This is a genomic window from Ancylobacter defluvii (assembly GCF_018390605.1).
Taxonomy (GTDB): domain Bacteria; phylum Pseudomonadota; class Alphaproteobacteria; order Rhizobiales; family Xanthobacteraceae; genus Ancylobacter; species Ancylobacter defluvii.
This window is the reverse complement of sequence record NZ_JAHBGD010000012.1, coordinates 50,630-65,568: the sequence shown is the minus strand read 5'-3', so window position 1 is coordinate 65,568 and position 14,939 is coordinate 50,630. Positions and strand designations below refer to the sequence as shown.

Genomic DNA, 14,939 nt, shown 5'->3' with positions numbered 1-14,939 from the left:
AGGAAAAGACAATATGTCCCTGAAGATCCGTCTCGCCCGTGGTGGCGCCAAGAAGCGTCCCTATTACCGCATCGTCGTTGCCGATTCGCGCTCCCCGCGCGATGGCCGCTTCATCGAGAAGATCGGCACCTTCGATCCGCTGAAGCCCAAGGACGCCGCCGACCGCTTCACCCTCGACGTCGAGAAGGCCAAGTCCTGGCTCGCCAAGGGCGCCCAGCCGACCGACCGCGTCGCCCGCTTCCTCGATTCGCTTGAGCTGGTGAAGCGCGAGAAGCGCAACAACCCGGAGAAGGCTGTCCCCGGCAAGAAGGCGCAGGAGCGTTCCGCCGCTGCCGCCAAGGCCGCTGAAGCCGCGGCCGCCGCAGCCGCTGCCCCGACCGAGTGATCGGACCACGGTTGGACGTCTGGAATGCGATGCGTGTTCCAGACGTCGGATCGTGTTGAACTCCTGACCTCCCCCTTACCGAGGGAGCGCTCTTTCGTTGGAGCGATAGGTTGGGCTTGAACCTGGGAGCAGGCCGTTATGGGTGGTCTGCTCACATCCTCTGCGTCGAGGAGTGCTTCTTTTCGTTCGAGCGGCAGGCCGATCGCTTTCGCAGGCATCGTTTTCCGTGCGATCGAAAACGGGGACACACTCACGGACCGCGAGTGCGCCATGCCGAATGACCGCGTTCTTCTCGCCCGTATCGGCGCGCCGCATGGCGTGCGCGGCGAGGTGCGCCTGTTCATCTTCGCGCAGGATGCCGACTCGCTGTTCGACTATGGTCCGCTGACCGACGAGGCCGGCAAGCGCCGCTTCGAGATCACGGCATTGCGGCCGGCGAAGGAGCATTTCGTCGCCCGGCTGAAAGGCGTCGACACCCGCGAGGCGGCCGAGGCGCTGACAAATGTCGGCCTCCATGTCGAGCGCGCTCTGCTGCCGCCGCCTGACGACGAGGACGACTTCTACCATGCCGACCTGATCGGCCTTGCCGCCGTTACCCTTGAAGGCGACGCCTTCGGCAAGGTGTTGGCGGTGCATGATTTCGGCGCCGGCGACATCCTCGAGATCGCCCCGGAAGGTGGTGGCAAGACGCTGATGCTGCCCTTCACCAAGGCGGTGGTGCCGAGCGTCGATATCAAGGGCGGCCGCGTCGTGGTCGATCCCGGCGAATGGGCGAAAGACGAGACCCCGCCTCCCGAGGCGGACAAGAATTAGGGGTGCGGCACATGTGGCGCGCCTCCCTCGTCACCATCTTCCCCGACATGTTTCCCGGTCCGCTCGGCCTGTCGCTGGCCGGGCGCGCGCTCGGGCAGGGCTGGGCGCTGGAGACCGTCGATCCGCGCGACCAGGCGACGGATCGCCATCGCTCGGTGGACGACACCCCGGCCGGGGGCGGTCCGGGCATGGTGATGCGTGTCGACGTGCTGGCGCGGGCGGTGGACGTCGCCGCACCCGAGGGCGACACACGGCCACGCTTGCTGATGACCCCGCGCGGCAAGCCGCTGACGCAGGCGCGGGTGCGCGAACTGGCGGCGGGCGACGGGGTGGTCATCGTCTGCGGCCGCTTCGAAGGGGTGGACGACCGGCTGGTCGCCGCGCGCGGGCTGGAGGAGGTCAGCGTCGGCGACGTGGTGCTGTCGGGCGGCGAGATCGGCGCGCTGGTGCTGCTGGACGCCTGCGTGCGGCTGTTGCCCGGCGTGATGGGGCATCCCGAATCCGGCACCGAAGAGAGCTTTTCCGCCGGGCTGCTGGAATACCCGCAATATACCCGTCCGCAGAGCTTCGAGGGGCAGGAGATTCCCGCCATCCTGTCGAGCGGCGACCATGCCAAGGTGGCGCGCTGGAGGCACGAGCAGGCGGAGGCGGCTACGCGCGAGCGTCGGCCGGACCTGTGGGCCGTCCACGCCGCGCGGCGTGACAAGCCGGTGACGAATAAGACCAAGGCCCGCGAATAGGGCATGACAAATGCGCCGACATGGCGTATAGGCGCGCCATCACTGTTCCAACTGAAAACAGCAAGAAGCGGACGGCCGGTGGCCGGCCCTGTCCGCAAGAGGTGATATCATGGTCGACATTATCGGACAGCTCGACGCCGAGCAGATCGAGAAGCTCTCCGCCGTCAAGACGATCCCGGACTTCCAGCCCGGCGACACCGTCATCGTCAATGTGAAGGTGAAGGAAGGCGAGCGCACCCGCGTTCAGGCCTATGAAGGCGTGGTGATCGCCCGCTCCGGCGGCGGCATCAACGAGAACTTCACCGTCCGCAAGATTTCCTACGGCGAGGGCGTGGAGCGCGTGTTCCCGATCTTCTCGCCGAACATCGACAGCCTGAAGGTTGTCCGTCGCGGCAAGGTGCGTCGCGCGAAGCTCTATTACCTGCGCGATCGTCGCGGCAAGTCGGCCCGTATCGCCGAGCGCCAGGACAAGAACGCCGGCAAGGGCAAGAAGGGCGCGCCGGTCGCCGCCGAGTGACCCGCTGCCTTTGATAAATGGAACAGACCGAAAGGCCGGGGCTCGCCCCGGCTTTTTTGTTGGCCGGGCGATGAGCGATCGCCGACTCTCGGGATGTTCGGCTCGGATACATCGGATGCCGGGCGCTGTGCATGGCTTACAGCCTCCCGCCGTTTGCCCGGGAGAAGGGGCTTATTCTTTCGGGACGGATGTCGCGCATGCTCGGCGAAGCGCGCATTCCGGTGGCCGGCGGGCGAATTCCGGAAATCGATGCGCCGGTCAGCAGTCCTTGATGTGGCGCACCTTGGTGCGGGTCTGCTGCTCAACGATCAGCGCGCCGTCGCCGAGCACCGCGGCCTGCATCACGGTGGCGAAGTCCGGCTTGCGCAACGGGCAGGTGATCAGCCCCGCTTCCGTCTTCTCCACCGTTCTTTCGGCTACCCGGATGACGCCGAGATCGACGCGGGTACGGCTCTCCAACGCTATCGCCATGACGCCGAAGGCAATGACCAGCACCAGATCGCTCGGGCGTAAACTAGCGAGAAGCATGGCGTTTACCTCTTCGAGACGTTGCTCTGCGAGTGCGTTGCGTATCGCGCGACGTCGTTCGCCAATCATAATGATATGACGCTAGGTTATTTCAATCGGTTTCATTCGGGTACTTGCTGTAATACTGTATACTAATGATATGGGTGCCGACGTCGGCGCGACGGCAACCCTTGCAGGTGCATTGTTCAGTCGGCGGAAAGTTGCTAGAACGTTTCCATGATGAAGTCGGGCACGAGCGGAATTGTCGCACGTCGGATGGCGCAGGCCGTCGCGGATGTCTGCGATGTCGCGCGCCCGGAAGCGCGCCGTCGCCTGCCGACCACCATCGGCTTCGCCGCGGTGCCGGATCATGTCCGGCTGCCGGCGCGATTCTTCGGCCGTTTCACCGCTTGCGCGGTCGCGGGCCTTAGCTGAGCGCCGCCCGGAAGCGCGCCATTCGGCGTCTCGCCTTCCCGGCTGTGCGCTGGTCCGACATGGGCCGATATCCGACCCTTCCCGTTACAATTGCATTCAGCAGCCGAGGATGAGCATGTCCGCTCCCCGCACCCTGTACGACAAGATCTTTGACGACCACATCGTCGACCGCCAGGAGGATGGCACCTGCCTCCTCTATATCGACCGCCATCTGGTGCATGAGGTGACCTCACCGCAGGCCTTCGAGGGCCTGCGCGTCGCCGGCCGCCGGGTGCATGCGCCGACCAAGACGCTCGCCGTGGTCGACCACAATGTGCAGACCACCGACCGGCGCTTCGGCATCGAGGATCCCGAGAGCCGGATGCAGGTCGAGACGCTGGCGGAGAACGCCCGCGACTTCGGCATCGAATATTTCAACGAGCTCGACAAGCGCCAGGGCATCGTCCACGTGATCGGGCCGGAGCAGGGCTTCACCCTGCCGGGCACCACCATCGTGTGCGGCGACAGCCACACCTCGACGCATGGCGCTTTCGGCGCGCTCGCTCATGGCATCGGCACCTCGGAGGTGGAGCATGTGCTCGCCACCCAGACGCTGATCCAGAAGAAGAGCAAGAACATGCGCGTCACCGTCGATGGCAAGCTGCCCGACGGCGTGACGGCGAAGGACGTGACGCTGGCCATCATCGGCACCACCGGCACCGCCGGCGGCACCGGCTTCGTCATCGAATATGCCGGCGAGGTGTTCCGCAACCTCTCCATGGAAGGCCGGATGACGGTCTGCAACATGTCGATCGAGGGCGGCGCCCGCGCCGGCATGGTGGCGCCCGACGAGACCACCTTCGCCTATGTGAAGGACCGCCCCCGCGCGCCGAAGGGTGCCGCCTGGGATGCGGCCCTGCGCTATTGGGACACGCTTCATACAGACGATGGGGCATTCTTCGATAAAGAAGTGCGGCTCGATGGCGCCTCGCTGCCGCCGATCGTCTCCTGGGGCACCAGCCCGGAGGACGTGATTTCGGTGGAAGGCCTGGTGCCCGATCCCGACCTGATCACGGACGAGGGCAAGCGCGAGGCCAAGAAGCGCGCGCTCGCCTATATGGGGCTCACCGCCGGCACCCGGATCACCGACATCGCCATCGACAAGGTGTTCATCGGCTCCTGCACCAATGCCCGCATCGAGGATCTGCGCGCCGCGGCGCAGATCGTTGCCGGCCACACGGTGCGCGAGGGTGTGTCGGGCATGATCGTGCCGGGCTCGGGCCTCGTTAAGCTGCAGGCCGAGGCGGAGGGGCTGGACGCGATCTTCAAGGCCGCCGGCTTCGACTGGCGCGAGCCGGGCTGTTCGATGTGTCTCGCCATGAACGCCGACAAACTCGGCCCGGAGGAGCGTTGCGCCTCCACCTCGAACCGCAATTTCGAGGGCCGGCAGGGCTTCAAGGGCCGCACCCATCTGGTCTCGCCGGCAATGGCGGCGGCGGCGGCGATCGCCGGCCGCTTCGTCGATATCCGCCAGTGGCGCGGCCCGGTCTGAGGCCGCCGCCGTGGCCCCGCATCCCTATGCCGATCCGCCGGAGGACGACGCCGTCGAAATCTGGGGGCGGCGCATCGGGCGGGGCCTTGCCGTCGTCTGCGGGCTCGGCTTCGGCGTGTATCTCATCGTGACCTATCTGCGGTGAGGTCGAACCCGTGAACGCGCTGGCGGACGATCCCATGGCGTGGCGACCGGTCAAGGCGCCGACGCTCGCCATGCTGGAGGTGATGGCGGAGGCGGCCTATGCCCGGCTGCCGAAGCGTTTTCGCGATCTGTGCGGCAATCTCGTCGTGCAGGTCACGGATTTCCCCACCGACGAGGTGCTGGAGGAGATGGAGGCGGAGACGCCTTTCGATCTGCTCGGGCTGTTCCAGGGCGTGGGGCTCGCGCAGGGCTATGAGAGCGCGCCCTTCGCCATGCCCAACATGATCTGGCTCTACCGCCGGCCCATTCTCGACTACTGGGCCGAGCACGACGAGACGCTGGGCAAGATCGTGACGCATGTGCTGATCCACGAGATCGGCCACCATTTCGGCCTCTCCGACGACGACATGGAGCGGCTTGAGGACGAGGCAGGATGAGGGCGGCCGCCCTCACGGACAATCACGGCGCCGCCTGAGAGGCGTGCAGGAGACGAGGATGGACAAGTTCACCACCCTGACCGGGGTCGCGGCGCCGCTGCCGCTGGTCAATGTCGACACCGACATGATCATCCCGAAGCAGTATCTGAAGACGATCAAGCGCACCGGGCTCGGCAAGGGCCTGTTCTCGGAGCTGCGCTATCTCGAGGACGGGTCGGACAATCCGGACTTCGTGCTCAACAAGCCAGCCTACCGGAATGCCAGCATCATCGTCGCCGGCGACAATTTCGGCTGCGGCTCCTCGCGCGAGCACGCGCCGTGGGCGCTGCTCGACCACGGCATACGCTGCGTGATCTCCACCAGCTTCGCCGACATCTTCTACAATAACTGCTTCAAGAACGGCATCCTGCCGATCAAGGTGACCCCCGAGCAGCTGGAAGCGCTGTTCGACGACGCCTCGCGCGGCGCCAACGCCGTGGTGACGGTAGACCTGGAAAGCCAGACCGTCACCGGGCCCGACGGCGGCAGCATCTCCTTCGAGGTCGACCCGTTCCGCAAGCACTGCCTGCTGAACGGCCTCGACGATATCGGCCTGACCCAGGTGAAAGCCGAGAAGATCCACGACTACGAGGCGCAGCTCGCCGCCGACCGTCCCTGGGCGTGAGGCCGGTATCGGCGCCGCCCGAGAGCGATGGCGTCGATTTCCCCGATGCCGGTAACGCACGGCCTTGCGCCGGGCGTCCACGTGTTTTTGCCGGCCGGGCGGTTCAGCTTGCGCGGCGCGAGCGATAAGAAGGAAGGTGCGGCCGGTCCGGCCGTGGCCCTCTCTGGAGCTTCGTCATGCGCCGTCTTATCTCCACTGGCTCTCCCTTCGAGACCGAGGCCGGTTATTCGCGGGCGGTGGTCGACGGCGACGACATCTTCGTCTCCGGCACCACCGGCTACGACTACCCCACCATGACGCTGCCGGAGAGCGTGGGAGAGCAGGCGCATGGCTGTTTCCGCAACATCGCCGCGACGTTGGAGGAGGCGGGTGCCGCGCTCGCCGACGTGGTGCGGGTGCGCTACATCATCACGCGCCCGGAATATGCCGACATCGTCTTCCCGATCTTCGGCCAGTATTTCGGCACGGTGCGGCCGGCGGCGACGCTCATCGTCGCCGGGCTCCTGCGGCCGGAGATGAAGATCGAGATCGAGGTGACGGCGCGCCGATCCGCCTGACGCGCATTTTCGTCTTTACAGCCGGGCGCTCCCGGAGTGGAATCGTTCAAAATCAGAATGTGTTCCGGGAGACGCTCCATGTGCCAGATCTTCGCCGGCCAAGACCCCGAGACCTATGCGTTTCAGACCCGCTCGGTGCGGATCGGCGGCCATTCCACCTCGATTCGCCTCGAGGCGGCATTCTGGGCGATTCTCGAACAGGTGGCCGCCCATCAGGGCATGAGCCTCGGCAAATTCGTCACCAAGCTGCATGACGAGGTGCTGGAACTGCATGGCGAGGTGCGGAACTTCGCCTCGCTGCTGCGCTGCTCCTGCCTGATCTATCTCGACGAGGTGCGCAGCGCGCCGAAGCCCGCGCGCCCGCGCTATGCCTGCCCGAGCGCGCTGCATCTCGAAGCCGCCGAATAGCCGTCACCGCTGATCGCCGATCTAGCTGTCGGGTTCGATGTCGAGCGGGCGGCCGAGCCTTGCGAGCAGGTCCGGCGGAATCATCGTGCTGTCGCGGCCGAACCGGGACGAAAAGCGATCAATATCGGTCAGCTTGTTCTTCGAGCCGGGGAAATGAACGACGGGGTAGAGCTCGCATTCCGATCCGTCCGGCCAGTGATACGGGCGGGCGTTGAAGGCTCGGAAGTCGTGCAGCCTTATGTGGTCGAGTAAACCGTTCTTGTGCAGCACATGGATGACGTGTGCCTGCTCACCTCTGGTGAGAAAGCCGTAGATTTCCGGTTTCCATGCTGCTTTGACGTCCGATTTCGGAACCGAGAGCGCGTCGGCGAGCAGCTTCCTGCCGGACGAGCTGTTCCGAACGAAGAAGACTCCGGAATTGAGGAAGGTCCAGCCTCCCTGCGGGCTGATCGGGGATTTGCAGGCCACGAAGAAGACCTCAACCGGCTCCGACCTTACCAATTCCGTCACATCGAATGAGAAGTCGGTGAAGAACGCGTCCTCGTCGAGCCACATGACCCAATCATAGGATTCGATGATCCCGAGAACCGCCATCAACTTGTGAAAATGCGGCGTTTGCAGGTTTTCGTAGCGCTGCGTGTCGTATTTATAGTCTAGGCCGTGCAGCTGAGCGTAGAGGCGGTGGTTGATATGAGACCGCAGCTTCGGCGGATAGGCGCCGGATACCAGTCCAAGCCTCATTCTGCATGCCTCCCGCCGCGCCCAAGGTGACATGGCTGCTGGGCGACGTCGAGATCCCCTGCCGCCCGCCGCCGCTGGCCGTCGGCGGACGGCCATGCTCCCGCACCTCGCCGCCTCCATCGCCGTGCTGCGTCGCAAGACCGGAAGTTGCCCTCGCCAAAGCACATCGTTGCGATGTGTTAGCCGTCTACCACCATCGCTTGCGGCCGAGGCCTAGCATCCTGACATCCGGGCGATCGTCGCCCGCCGGAGGTGTTCCAGGTGGCCAAGGCCATTCATTCCATGATTCGCGTGCTCGACGAGGCGCGCTCCGTCGATTTCTACGCCAAGGCCTTCGGGCTCGGCATTGCCGACCGCTTCGGCTTCGACGGCTTCACCCTCGTCTATCTGCGCAATGCCGACGCCGATTTCGAGGTCGAGCTCACCATCAATCACGACCGCACCGCGCCTTATGCGCTGGGCGACGGCTACGGCCATATCGCCTTCGTGGTTGATGATCTCGACGCCGAGCATGCGCGGTTCGAGAGCCTCGGCCTCAATCCCAATCCGGTGAAGGAGTTCTTCCGCGAGGGCGCGCTTCTGGCGAAGTTCTTCTTCGTCACCGACCCCGACGGCTACAAGATTGAGATGCTCCAGAAGCACGGTCGCTACCGCTAAAGCCTCCGTCCATCGGAGATTCCGTTCCGGTGGACGGTAAATTCTCGAAACCGAACCCGGAAAGACGCGCCAACGTCTTCAGCAGCTTCGGGACAACTTGCCGAAACAAGAACAGCAACAACCAGGAGGAAGCCATGACGACATTGATCGATAGGCGCAGCCCTTCGCGCGGTCCCTCGCGCCGGAACATTCTGGGGATGATCGGCGCCACCGGCGCGCTGATGATCTCCGGTCTGGCGGTGATCAACCCGCGGGAGGCCTGGGGCCTCGAAGTCGTCGCTCTGAAGCCGGAGACCATGCGCACGCTGATCGTGATGGCGCGCGACGTCTATCCGCACGACCGCATTGCCGACCGCTTCTATGCCGTGGCGATGAAGCCTTACGAGACCGATGCCGCCAAGGACCCGGCGCTGAAGGCACTGGTGGAGGAGGGAGTGATCACCCTCGACACCCTCGCCAAGGCGCGGCATGGGGTGGCCTACGCCGATCTCGGCTGGGAGGACCAGCGCGTCGCCATATTGCGCGAGATCGAGGACAGCGCCTTCTTCCAGAAGGTGAGGGGCGGCCTGGTGGTCGGCCTCTACAACCAGGAAGAGGTGTGGCCGATCTTCGGCTATGAGGGCGCCTCGGCCGAGAAGGGCGGTTACATCGACCGCGGCTTCAGCGACATCAGCTGGCTGTGAGGGGAGGGCACGAACATGGCTGCACCTTTCGATCTCAACGATGATTCGGTGGTCGTCATCGTCGGCTCCGGCGCCGGCGGCGGCACACTCGGCACCGAGCTGGCGCTCAAGGGCGTCAAGGTGGTGATCCTCGAGGCCGGCAAGCGGCACAATATGGAGGATTTCGTCAACAACGAGTGGGAGAGCTTCGCCCAGCTGGCGTGGACCGACATGCGCACCACCTCCGGCTCATGGCGGGTGCACAAGAACTTCCCCAATTTGCCGGCCTGGATCGTCAAGTCGGTCGGCGGCTCGACGGTGCACTGGGCCGGCGCCTCGCTGCGCTTCCAGGAGCACGAGTTCAAGACCCGCACCACTTATGGCGACCTCGACGGGGCGAACCTGCTCGACTGGCCGATCACCCTCGCCGAGCTCGAGCCCTATTATGCCAAGGCCGAGGACCGGATGGGGGTGACGCGCACCAACGGCATTCCCGGCCTGCCCGGCAACAACAATTTCAAGGTGTTCGAGGCCGGCGCCAAGAAGATCGGCTACACCGAGGTCTCGACCGGGCGGATGGCGATCAACAGCCAGCCGCGTCATGACCGTGGCTCCTGCCAGCAGATCGGCTTCTGTTTCCAGGGCTGCAAGTCGGGAGCTAAATGGTCGACGCTGATCGCCGAGATCCCGCGCGGCGAGGAAACCGGCAATCTCGAGGTGCGCCCGGAATCCATGGTGCTCAAGATCGAGCACGATAATTCCGGCAAGGCCACCGGCGTCGTCTATGTCGACAAGGACGGCAAGACCCAGCGCCAGAAGGCCCGCATCGTCGCGGTGGCCGGCAACTCGATCGAGAGCCCGCGCCTGCTGCTCAACTCGGCCAGCAGCATGTTCCCGGACGGGCTCGCCAACTCCTCCGGCCAGGTGGGGCGCAACTACATGCGGCACATGACCGGCTCGGTGTACGGCATCTTCGAGAAGCCGGTGCACATGTATCGCGGCACCACCATGGCCGGCATCGTGCGCGATGAGGCGGGCTTCAACGACAAGCGCGGCTTCGTCGGCGGCTACGAGATGGAGACGCTGTCGCTCGGCGTGCCGTTCATGGCTGCCTTCCTCGATCCCGGCGGCTGGGGCCGCTCCTTCACCTCCGCCATGGACGGCTATGTGAACACGGCCGGGCTGTGGATCGTCGGCGAGGACATGCCGCAGGAGACCAACCGCGTCACGCTGAACACCGAGGTGAAGGACAAGAACGGCATGCCGGTGGCGAACGTGCATTTCGACGACCACCCCAACGACATCGCCATGCGCACCCACGCCTACAAGCAGGGGGCCGCCATGTACGACTCGGTCGGCGCGGTGCGCACCTTGCCGACGCCGCCCTATCCCTCGACGCATAATCTCGGCACCAACCGGATGAGCGAGAAGCCGCGCGACGGCGTCGTCAACAAGCACGGCCAGACCCATGACATCCCGAACCTGTTCGTGTCGGATGGCAGCCAGTTCACCACCGGCGGCGCGGAGAATCCGACGCTGACCATTGTGGCACTGGCGATCCGGCAGGCGGATTTTATCGCCGGCGAGATGTCGAAGAACGCGTTCTGAGGGAACGGCAAAAGTTGCCGGCCTTCCTTTCCTCTCCCCATTGGGGAGAGGTGGCCCGCGCAACGGGTCGGTGAGGGGAGACGCGATGGGGAAGCGTCCGAAGACCCCTCACCCCAACCCTCTCCCCGACGGGGAGAGGGAGTTGGCACCTTGAAGACTTCGATCCCCTCACCCCCTCATTCGTCAGGCGCCCGGCGTAGCCGGGCTTCGAGGGATGCTCGTGCGGGCGCACCCGACCCACTATCCTTCGAGGTCACTTCGCTGCACCTCGGGATGAGAGCATGCCTCGCGCGAGCGACGAGGACAGCCATCCCGGCGCACTCGGTGGCCTCCCGGTGCCTGTCGCGCTTGCCAGCCGCAGCGCCAGCCATTAGCACTCGCTCGCCCAATAATTCAGCCCAGCATAGGCGAGAGATCCCCATGGCTACCCACAAGCTCCTCCTCCTTCCCGGCGACGGCATCGGCACCGAAGTGATGGCGCAGGTGAAGCGGGTGCTGGCCTGGCTCGAGGAGACCGGTCTCGCCTCCTTCGCCGTCGAGGAGGACCTCGTCGGCGGTGCCGCCTACGACCAGTGCGGCCTGCCGATTTCCGAGGAGGCGATGAAGCGCGCCTTCGCCGCCGACGCCATCCTGCTCGGCGCGGTCGGCGGTCCCAAATGGGCCAATGTGCCCTATGAGGCGCGCCCGGAGGCCGGCCTGCTGCGCCTGCGCAAGGATCTTCAGCTGTTCGCCAATCTGCGTCCGGCGCTGTGCTATCCTGCGCTGGCCGACGCCTCCAGCCTGAAGCGCGAACTCGTCGAAGGGCTCGACATCCTCATCGTGCGCGAGCTGACCGGCGGGGTGTATTTCGGGGAGCCGAAGACCATCACCGACCTCGCCGATGGCCAGAAGCGCGCCATCGACACCCAGGTCTACGAATCCTACGAGATCGAGCGCATCGCCCGCGTCGCCTTCGAGCTCGCCCGCACCCGCCGCAACAAGGTGGTGTCGGCCGAGAAGCACAATGTGATGAAGTCCGGCGTGTTGTGGAAGCAGGTGGTGAGCGAGGTGCACGGCGCCGACTACACCGACGTCTCGCTGGAGCATCAGCTTGCGGATAGCTGCGCCATGCAACTGGTGCGCGCGCCCAAGCAGTTCGACGTGCTGGTGACCGACAACCTGTTCGGCGACATCCTCTCCGACGTGGCGGCGATGCTCACCGGCTCGCTCGGCATGCTGCCCTCGGCCTCGCTCGGTGCGGTGGAGGAACTCACCGGCAAGCGTCGCGCGCTGTATGAGCCGGTGCATGGCGCCGCCCCCGACATCGCCGGCAAAGGGCTCGCCAACCCGATCGCCATGATTGGTTCGCTGGCCATGGCGCTGCGCTATTCCTTCGGCCAGGGCGATGTCGCCGACCGCATCGAGAAGGCGATTGCCGGCGTGCTGGCCAAGGGCTATCGCACCAACGACATCAAGTCGGAAGGCACCACCGTGGTCGGCACCGATGGCATGGGCGACGCGCTCCTCGCCGAGTTGGCCGCGGGCTGAGCGAATCGTCGCATAAAGATACGAAAGCCCGGCCGTCATGCCTGACGGCCGGGCTTTTATGTTTCGACCCGGAGTGTCGGGAGCGGCGGTCGCTCCGCGCGGCGGCTCGGCTCAGCGCGGCAGTTCGTAGGGGCCGGGCAGCGGCCAGCGGGTGCCGGTGATGGTGCTGTCGGTGCCGTAGCTGGGGAAGCGGAAATTGTTCAGCCCGACATAGTTGAGGTCGCGGCTGGTGCCGGGACGCACATTCGGGCCGGGATCGAGATAGGAGCGCTCCGGCAGCTTGCGGATGGTGAGGCGGGTCGAATCCTGCGCGGCGGCGGGCAGTACCGCAAAAGCGGAGCCGGCTACGGCAAGGGCAAGAGCGAGCGGGATGAAACGCATGTGAACCTCCGGGCGACGCATCCAGCATCGCTCAACGACGCTTACGTCACCCTCAAGATGGAGACAAGCCGGGCGCACGTCGAGATGGGGGAAGGATTAATTCCGCCTTTCGGCGATGAAACGTGCCGCTTCCTGGAGAAGTGTGGCCCGCGTGCCGAAGCCGGCGAGCGCCGCATGGGCCTGCTCGACCAGCCTTTCGAGCTCGATCCGCGCGCCTTCGACGCCCAGCAGCTCGACGAAGGTCGCCTTGCCGGCGGCGCTGTCCTTGCCGACCGCCTTGCCGACGGTGGCGGCATCGCCCTCGACGTCAAGCAGGTCGTCGGCGATCTGGAAGGCGCGCCCGACGGCGTGCGAATAGGTGTGCAGATGTGCCGCTTCGGCCGGCGAGGCGCGGCCCAGCAGCGCGCCGGTCGCGCAGGCATGGCGCAGCAGCGCGCCGGTCTTCAGCTCCTGCAGCCGGGCGACGCCGGAAAGGTCCGGGGCCGGGCGGCCGGCATCGGCGAACCGCCCCTCGGCGGCGAGGTCGAGCATCTGCCCGCCGACCATGCCTTCGCCGCCGGCGGCGCGGGCGAGCGCCGCCACCAGGGCGATTCGCACCGCCGGATCGGGATCGGCCGCCGGCTCGGCGAGAAGTTCGAAGGCGAGGGTGAGCAGGGCATCACCGGCGAGAATGGCGGTTGCCTCGTCATAGGCGCGATGCACGGTCGGCTGGCCGCGGCGCAGGTCGTCATCGTCCATGGCCGGCAGATCGTCATGCGCCAGCGAGTAGCAATGCACGCATTCGAGCGCGGTGGCCGCCGGCAGCGCGCGCGACATCGGCACGCCGAACAGCGCCGCGCTTTCGATCACCAGGAACGGCCGCAGCCGCTTGCCGCCGGCCAGCGCCGCATGGCGCATGGCGCGCGTCAGCCGGTCGCTGACCGGTTGCGCCCGGGCGATCACCCGGTCGAGTTCGGCGGCGACGGCATCGGCGCAGCGGATGAGCGCGCCGGCTAGCGTTTCGGCAGGGGGAGCGGTGTCGGTCATGATGCCTATCCGTCGGATCCATGGCTGCGTGCCCGAGCCGGCCGCCGCGGTCAAGCGTTCCGGCTGCGACGGGCGCGCGCGGCTTGGTGGAACCGATGGGACCGTCTAGGTTTTCCGTCATCGGCTAGGGGAGTTGGAATGCGCGGGCTGGTATGGATCTGGAGGGCGGCGTTCGTCATCGTGCTGGCGCCGCTGGTGCTGGGCCTTCTCTACAGTGCGGTGAATCCGGCCTCCACCCTGATGCTGGCCCGCTGGGCGACCGGCCAGCGTGTCGAGCAGAGCTGGGTGCCGCTGGAGGCGATTGCGCCGGCGCTGGTCCGCAGCGTGCTGGCCTCCGAGGATGCCCGCTTCTGCCAGCACAACGGCATCGACCTTGTCGAGCTGCAGAATGTCATGGACACCGCCGAGGACGGCGAGCCCGCGCGGGGCGCCTCGACGATCACCATGCAACTGGCCAAGAACCTGTTCCTGTGGAACGGGCGCAGCTTCATCCGCAAGGGGCTGGAAATGCCGCTGGCACTCTATCTCAACGTCGTCTTGAGCAAGCGGCGGCAGATCGAGATCTATCTCAACATCGCCGAATGGGGCCCGAACGGCGAGTTCGGCGCCGAGGCGGCGGCGCAGCGGGCTTTCGGCGTTCCGGCGCTGCGGCTGGGCGCGCGCCAGGCGGCGCTGCTCGCGGTGATGCTGCCGAACCCGCATCGGCGCGACGCCGCCAAGCCGGGTCCGGGCCTGTCGCGCCTCGCCGCCCGGCTGCAGGCGCGGCTGCCACGCGAGGGGGCGGAACTCACCGCGTGCCTCGGTTTGTAGGAACGGATCGAAAGCCGTCGGCAAGAGTGCAGTTTCAATGCGCCCCCCCTTTCACTCGCACGCATGAGTCTGTATAAGCCGCCACTCGAAATACGAGCTACCCGGCGCCGGCCCCCTCGACATCCGAGGCAAGCCAAGACAGGACCGCCGGCACAGGAGTTGAGACAATGGCCGTTCCGAAGAAGAAAACCAGCCCGTCGCGTCGCGGCATGCGCCGCTCGGCCGATGCGCTGAAGCAGCCCACCTATATCGAGGACAAGGATTCGGGCGAGCTGCGCCGTCCGCATCACCTCGACCTCAAGACCGGCATGTACAAGGGCCGGCAGGTGCTGAAGGTCAAGGCTGAGGCCTGAGCCCCGGGGCGGGCGACGCTCGCCCTTCCGGTCACC

At 66.1% G+C, this 14,939-nt stretch carries 22 protein-coding genes; 18 read left to right on the top strand and 4 right to left on the bottom strand.

The genetic code is table 11. The features are described from left to right. Positions 1-13 precede the first annotated feature (13 nt). The 5 genes from rpsP to KHC24_RS08180 all read left to right on the top strand — a co-directional run bounded on the left by rpsP (position 14) and on the right by KHC24_RS08180 (position 2,727). Entirely contained in the window at positions 14-385 is a 372-nt protein-coding gene (gene rpsP, locus KHC24_RS08200) for a 30S ribosomal protein S16 (protein ID WP_213362099.1), read from the top strand. Between the two features lie 270 nt (positions 386-655). Continuing rightward, positions 656-1,198 (top strand): ribosome maturation factor RimM, encoded by a 543-nt coding sequence (gene rimM / locus KHC24_RS08195; RefSeq protein WP_213362098.1) that lies wholly within the window; start codon positions 656-658, stop codon positions 1,196-1,198. Between the two features lie 11 nt (positions 1,199-1,209). Beyond that, a complete protein-coding gene (trmD, locus tag KHC24_RS08190) occupies positions 1,210-1,938 on the top strand; it encodes a tRNA (guanosine(37)-N1)-methyltransferase TrmD (protein WP_213362096.1) in 729 nt (242 codons plus the stop codon). A gap of 109 nt (positions 1,939-2,047) precedes the next feature. Next, the gene (gene rplS / locus KHC24_RS08185; protein ID WP_213362087.1) at positions 2,048-2,455 is read left to right on the top strand and encodes a 50S ribosomal protein L19; all 408 of its coding nucleotides are present in this window, start codon (positions 2,048-2,050) and stop codon (positions 2,453-2,455) included. Positions 2,456-2,586: 131 nt separating this feature from the next. After that, on the top strand, positions 2,587-2,727 hold the full coding sequence (locus tag KHC24_RS08180) for a hypothetical protein (protein WP_213362085.1): 141 nt from the start codon (positions 2,587-2,589) through the stop codon (positions 2,725-2,727). Here the strand turns inward: KHC24_RS08180 and KHC24_RS08175 are convergent. Next, complete coding sequence (locus tag KHC24_RS08175; RefSeq protein WP_213362083.1) at positions 2,714-2,983, bottom strand: hypothetical protein; 270 nt, start codon at positions 2,981-2,983, stop codon at positions 2,714-2,716. The genes KHC24_RS08180 and KHC24_RS08175 overlap by 14 nt on opposite strands. Before the next feature lie 216 nt (positions 2,984-3,199). On the opposite strand from KHC24_RS08175, the gene KHC24_RS08170 reads away from it, so the two are divergent. The 7 genes from KHC24_RS08170 to KHC24_RS08145 all read left to right on the top strand — a co-directional run bounded on the left by KHC24_RS08170 (position 3,200) and on the right by KHC24_RS08145 (position 7,138). Further along, the gene (locus KHC24_RS08170; protein WP_213363037.1) at positions 3,200-3,397 is read left to right on the top strand and encodes a hypothetical protein; all 198 of its coding nucleotides are present in this window, start codon (positions 3,200-3,202) and stop codon (positions 3,395-3,397) included. A gap of 115 nt (positions 3,398-3,512) precedes the next feature. Continuing rightward, the gene (gene leuC / locus KHC24_RS08165; protein WP_213362081.1) at positions 3,513-4,928 is read left to right on the top strand and encodes a 3-isopropylmalate dehydratase large subunit; all 1,416 of its coding nucleotides are present in this window, start codon (positions 3,513-3,515) and stop codon (positions 4,926-4,928) included. A 10-nt stretch (positions 4,929-4,938) separates the two neighbouring features. Next, a complete protein-coding gene (locus tag KHC24_RS25405; protein WP_271180481.1) occupies positions 4,939-5,073 on the top strand; it encodes a hypothetical protein in 135 nt (44 codons plus the stop codon). A 34-nt stretch (positions 5,074-5,107) separates the two neighbouring features. Then, positions 5,108-5,509 carry a metallopeptidase family protein gene (locus tag KHC24_RS08160; RefSeq protein ID WP_213362073.1) on the top strand — a complete coding sequence of 134 codons (402 nt, stop codon included), beginning with the start codon at positions 5,108-5,110 and terminating at the stop codon, positions 5,507-5,509. A gap of 58 nt (positions 5,510-5,567) precedes the next feature. Next, positions 5,568-6,173 (top strand): 3-isopropylmalate dehydratase small subunit, encoded by a 606-nt coding sequence (gene leuD / locus KHC24_RS08155; protein WP_213362071.1) that lies wholly within the window; start codon positions 5,568-5,570, stop codon positions 6,171-6,173. A 176-nt stretch (positions 6,174-6,349) separates the two neighbouring features. Next, positions 6,350-6,730 carry a RidA family protein gene (locus KHC24_RS08150; protein ID WP_213362063.1) on the top strand — a complete coding sequence of 127 codons (381 nt, stop codon included), beginning with the start codon at positions 6,350-6,352 and terminating at the stop codon, positions 6,728-6,730. 78 nt (positions 6,731-6,808) lie between these two features. Then, positions 6,809-7,138, top strand: a complete 330-nt coding sequence (locus KHC24_RS08145) for a ribbon-helix-helix domain-containing protein (protein WP_213362061.1) — start codon at positions 6,809-6,811, stop codon at positions 7,136-7,138. A 21-nt stretch (positions 7,139-7,159) separates the two neighbouring features. Here KHC24_RS08145 and KHC24_RS08140 read toward each other — a convergent pair whose 3' ends face one another. After that, positions 7,160-7,879: a glycosyltransferase family protein gene (locus tag KHC24_RS08140; RefSeq protein WP_213362053.1), complete on the bottom strand. Its 720-nt coding sequence runs from the start codon at positions 7,877-7,879 to the stop codon at positions 7,160-7,162. Positions 7,880-8,140: 261 nt separating this feature from the next. Between KHC24_RS08140 and KHC24_RS08135 the strand changes: the two genes are divergently transcribed. The 4 genes from KHC24_RS08135 (at position 8,141) to leuB (ending at position 12,333) form a co-directional block, all read left to right on the top strand. After that, positions 8,141-8,536 carry a VOC family protein gene (locus tag KHC24_RS08135; protein ID WP_213362051.1) on the top strand — a complete coding sequence of 132 codons (396 nt, stop codon included), beginning with the start codon at positions 8,141-8,143 and terminating at the stop codon, positions 8,534-8,536. A gap of 134 nt (positions 8,537-8,670) precedes the next feature. Beyond that, entirely contained in the window at positions 8,671-9,219 is a 549-nt protein-coding gene (locus tag KHC24_RS08130) for a gluconate 2-dehydrogenase subunit 3 family protein (protein ID WP_213362043.1), read from the top strand. Between the two features lie 15 nt (positions 9,220-9,234). Continuing rightward, positions 9,235-10,806 carry a GMC family oxidoreductase gene (locus KHC24_RS08125; RefSeq protein ID WP_213362041.1) on the top strand — a complete coding sequence of 524 codons (1,572 nt, stop codon included), beginning with the start codon at positions 9,235-9,237 and terminating at the stop codon, positions 10,804-10,806. A gap of 420 nt (positions 10,807-11,226) precedes the next feature. Next, a complete protein-coding gene (gene leuB, locus KHC24_RS08120) occupies positions 11,227-12,333 on the top strand; it encodes a 3-isopropylmalate dehydrogenase (RefSeq protein ID WP_213362039.1) in 1,107 nt (368 codons plus the stop codon). A gap of 111 nt (positions 12,334-12,444) precedes the next feature. On the opposite strand, the gene KHC24_RS08115 is transcribed toward leuB, so the two are convergent. Both KHC24_RS08115 and KHC24_RS08110 read right to left on the bottom strand, forming a co-directional pair. Continuing rightward, on the bottom strand, positions 12,445-12,714 hold the full coding sequence (locus tag KHC24_RS08115; protein WP_213362030.1) for a hypothetical protein: 270 nt from the start codon (positions 12,712-12,714) through the stop codon (positions 12,445-12,447). 96 nt (positions 12,715-12,810) lie between these two features. After that, positions 12,811-13,740: a polyprenyl synthetase family protein gene (locus tag KHC24_RS08110; RefSeq protein WP_213362022.1), complete on the bottom strand. Its 930-nt coding sequence runs from the start codon at positions 13,738-13,740 to the stop codon at positions 12,811-12,813. A gap of 138 nt (positions 13,741-13,878) precedes the next feature. Between KHC24_RS08110 and mtgA the strand changes: the two genes are divergently transcribed. Both mtgA and rpmF read left to right on the top strand, forming a co-directional pair. Continuing rightward, on the top strand, positions 13,879-14,550 hold the full coding sequence (gene mtgA / locus KHC24_RS08105) for a monofunctional biosynthetic peptidoglycan transglycosylase (RefSeq protein ID WP_213362020.1): 672 nt from the start codon (positions 13,879-13,881) through the stop codon (positions 14,548-14,550). 167 nt (positions 14,551-14,717) lie between these two features. Beyond that, entirely contained in the window at positions 14,718-14,903 is a 186-nt protein-coding gene (rpmF, locus tag KHC24_RS08100; RefSeq protein WP_213355023.1) for a 50S ribosomal protein L32, read from the top strand. The last annotated feature ends 36 nt before the right edge of the window (positions 14,904-14,939 follow it).

Bases quoted from the DNA above. Each gene is read 5' to 3' on its own strand.
- KHC24_RS08110 (WP_213362022.1), bottom strand. From the start codon at position 13,740: ATGACCGACACCGCTCCCCCTGCCGAAACGCTAGCCGGCGCGCTCATC.
- KHC24_RS08125 (WP_213362041.1), top strand. From the start codon at position 9,235: ATGGCTGCACCTTTCGATCTCAACGATGATTCGGTGGTCGTCATCGTC.
- leuD (WP_213362071.1), top strand. From the start codon at position 5,568: ATGGACAAGTTCACCACCCTGACCGGGGTCGCGGCGCCGCTGCCGCTG.
- leuB (WP_213362039.1), top strand. From the start codon at position 11,227: ATGGCTACCCACAAGCTCCTCCTCCTTCCCGGCGACGGCATCGGCACC.
- rplS (WP_213362087.1), top strand. From the start codon at position 2,048: ATGGTCGACATTATCGGACAGCTCGACGCCGAGCAGATCGAGAAGCTC.
- KHC24_RS08175 (WP_213362083.1), bottom strand. From the start codon at position 2,983: ATGCTTCTCGCTAGTTTACGCCCGAGCGATCTGGTGCTGGTCATTGCC.
- trmD (WP_213362096.1), top strand. From the start codon at position 1,210: ATGTGGCGCGCCTCCCTCGTCACCATCTTCCCCGACATGTTTCCCGGT.
- leuC (WP_213362081.1), top strand. From the start codon at position 3,513: ATGTCCGCTCCCCGCACCCTGTACGACAAGATCTTTGACGACCACATC.
- mtgA (WP_213362020.1), top strand. From the start codon at position 13,879: ATGCGCGGGCTGGTATGGATCTGGAGGGCGGCGTTCGTCATCGTGCTG.
- rpmF (WP_213355023.1), top strand. From the start codon at position 14,718: ATGGCCGTTCCGAAGAAGAAAACCAGCCCGTCGCGTCGCGGCATGCGC.
- KHC24_RS08160 (WP_213362073.1), top strand. From the start codon at position 5,108: ATGGCGTGGCGACCGGTCAAGGCGCCGACGCTCGCCATGCTGGAGGTG.
- rpsP (WP_213362099.1), top strand. From the start codon at position 14: ATGTCCCTGAAGATCCGTCTCGCCCGTGGTGGCGCCAAGAAGCGTCCC.
- KHC24_RS08115 (WP_213362030.1), bottom strand. From the start codon at position 12,714: ATGCGTTTCATCCCGCTCGCTCTTGCCCTTGCCGTAGCCGGCTCCGCT.
- KHC24_RS08150 (WP_213362063.1), top strand. From the start codon at position 6,350: ATGCGCCGTCTTATCTCCACTGGCTCTCCCTTCGAGACCGAGGCCGGT.
- rimM (WP_213362098.1), top strand. From the start codon at position 656: ATGCCGAATGACCGCGTTCTTCTCGCCCGTATCGGCGCGCCGCATGGC.
- KHC24_RS08180 (WP_213362085.1), top strand. From the start codon at position 2,587: ATGGCTTACAGCCTCCCGCCGTTTGCCCGGGAGAAGGGGCTTATTCTT.
- KHC24_RS08140 (WP_213362053.1), bottom strand. From the start codon at position 7,879: ATGAGGCTTGGACTGGTATCCGGCGCCTATCCGCCGAAGCTGCGGTCT.
- KHC24_RS08145 (WP_213362061.1), top strand. From the start codon at position 6,809: ATGTGCCAGATCTTCGCCGGCCAAGACCCCGAGACCTATGCGTTTCAG.
- KHC24_RS08130 (WP_213362043.1), top strand. From the start codon at position 8,671: ATGACGACATTGATCGATAGGCGCAGCCCTTCGCGCGGTCCCTCGCGC.
- KHC24_RS08170 (WP_213363037.1), top strand. From the start codon at position 3,200: ATGATGAAGTCGGGCACGAGCGGAATTGTCGCACGTCGGATGGCGCAG.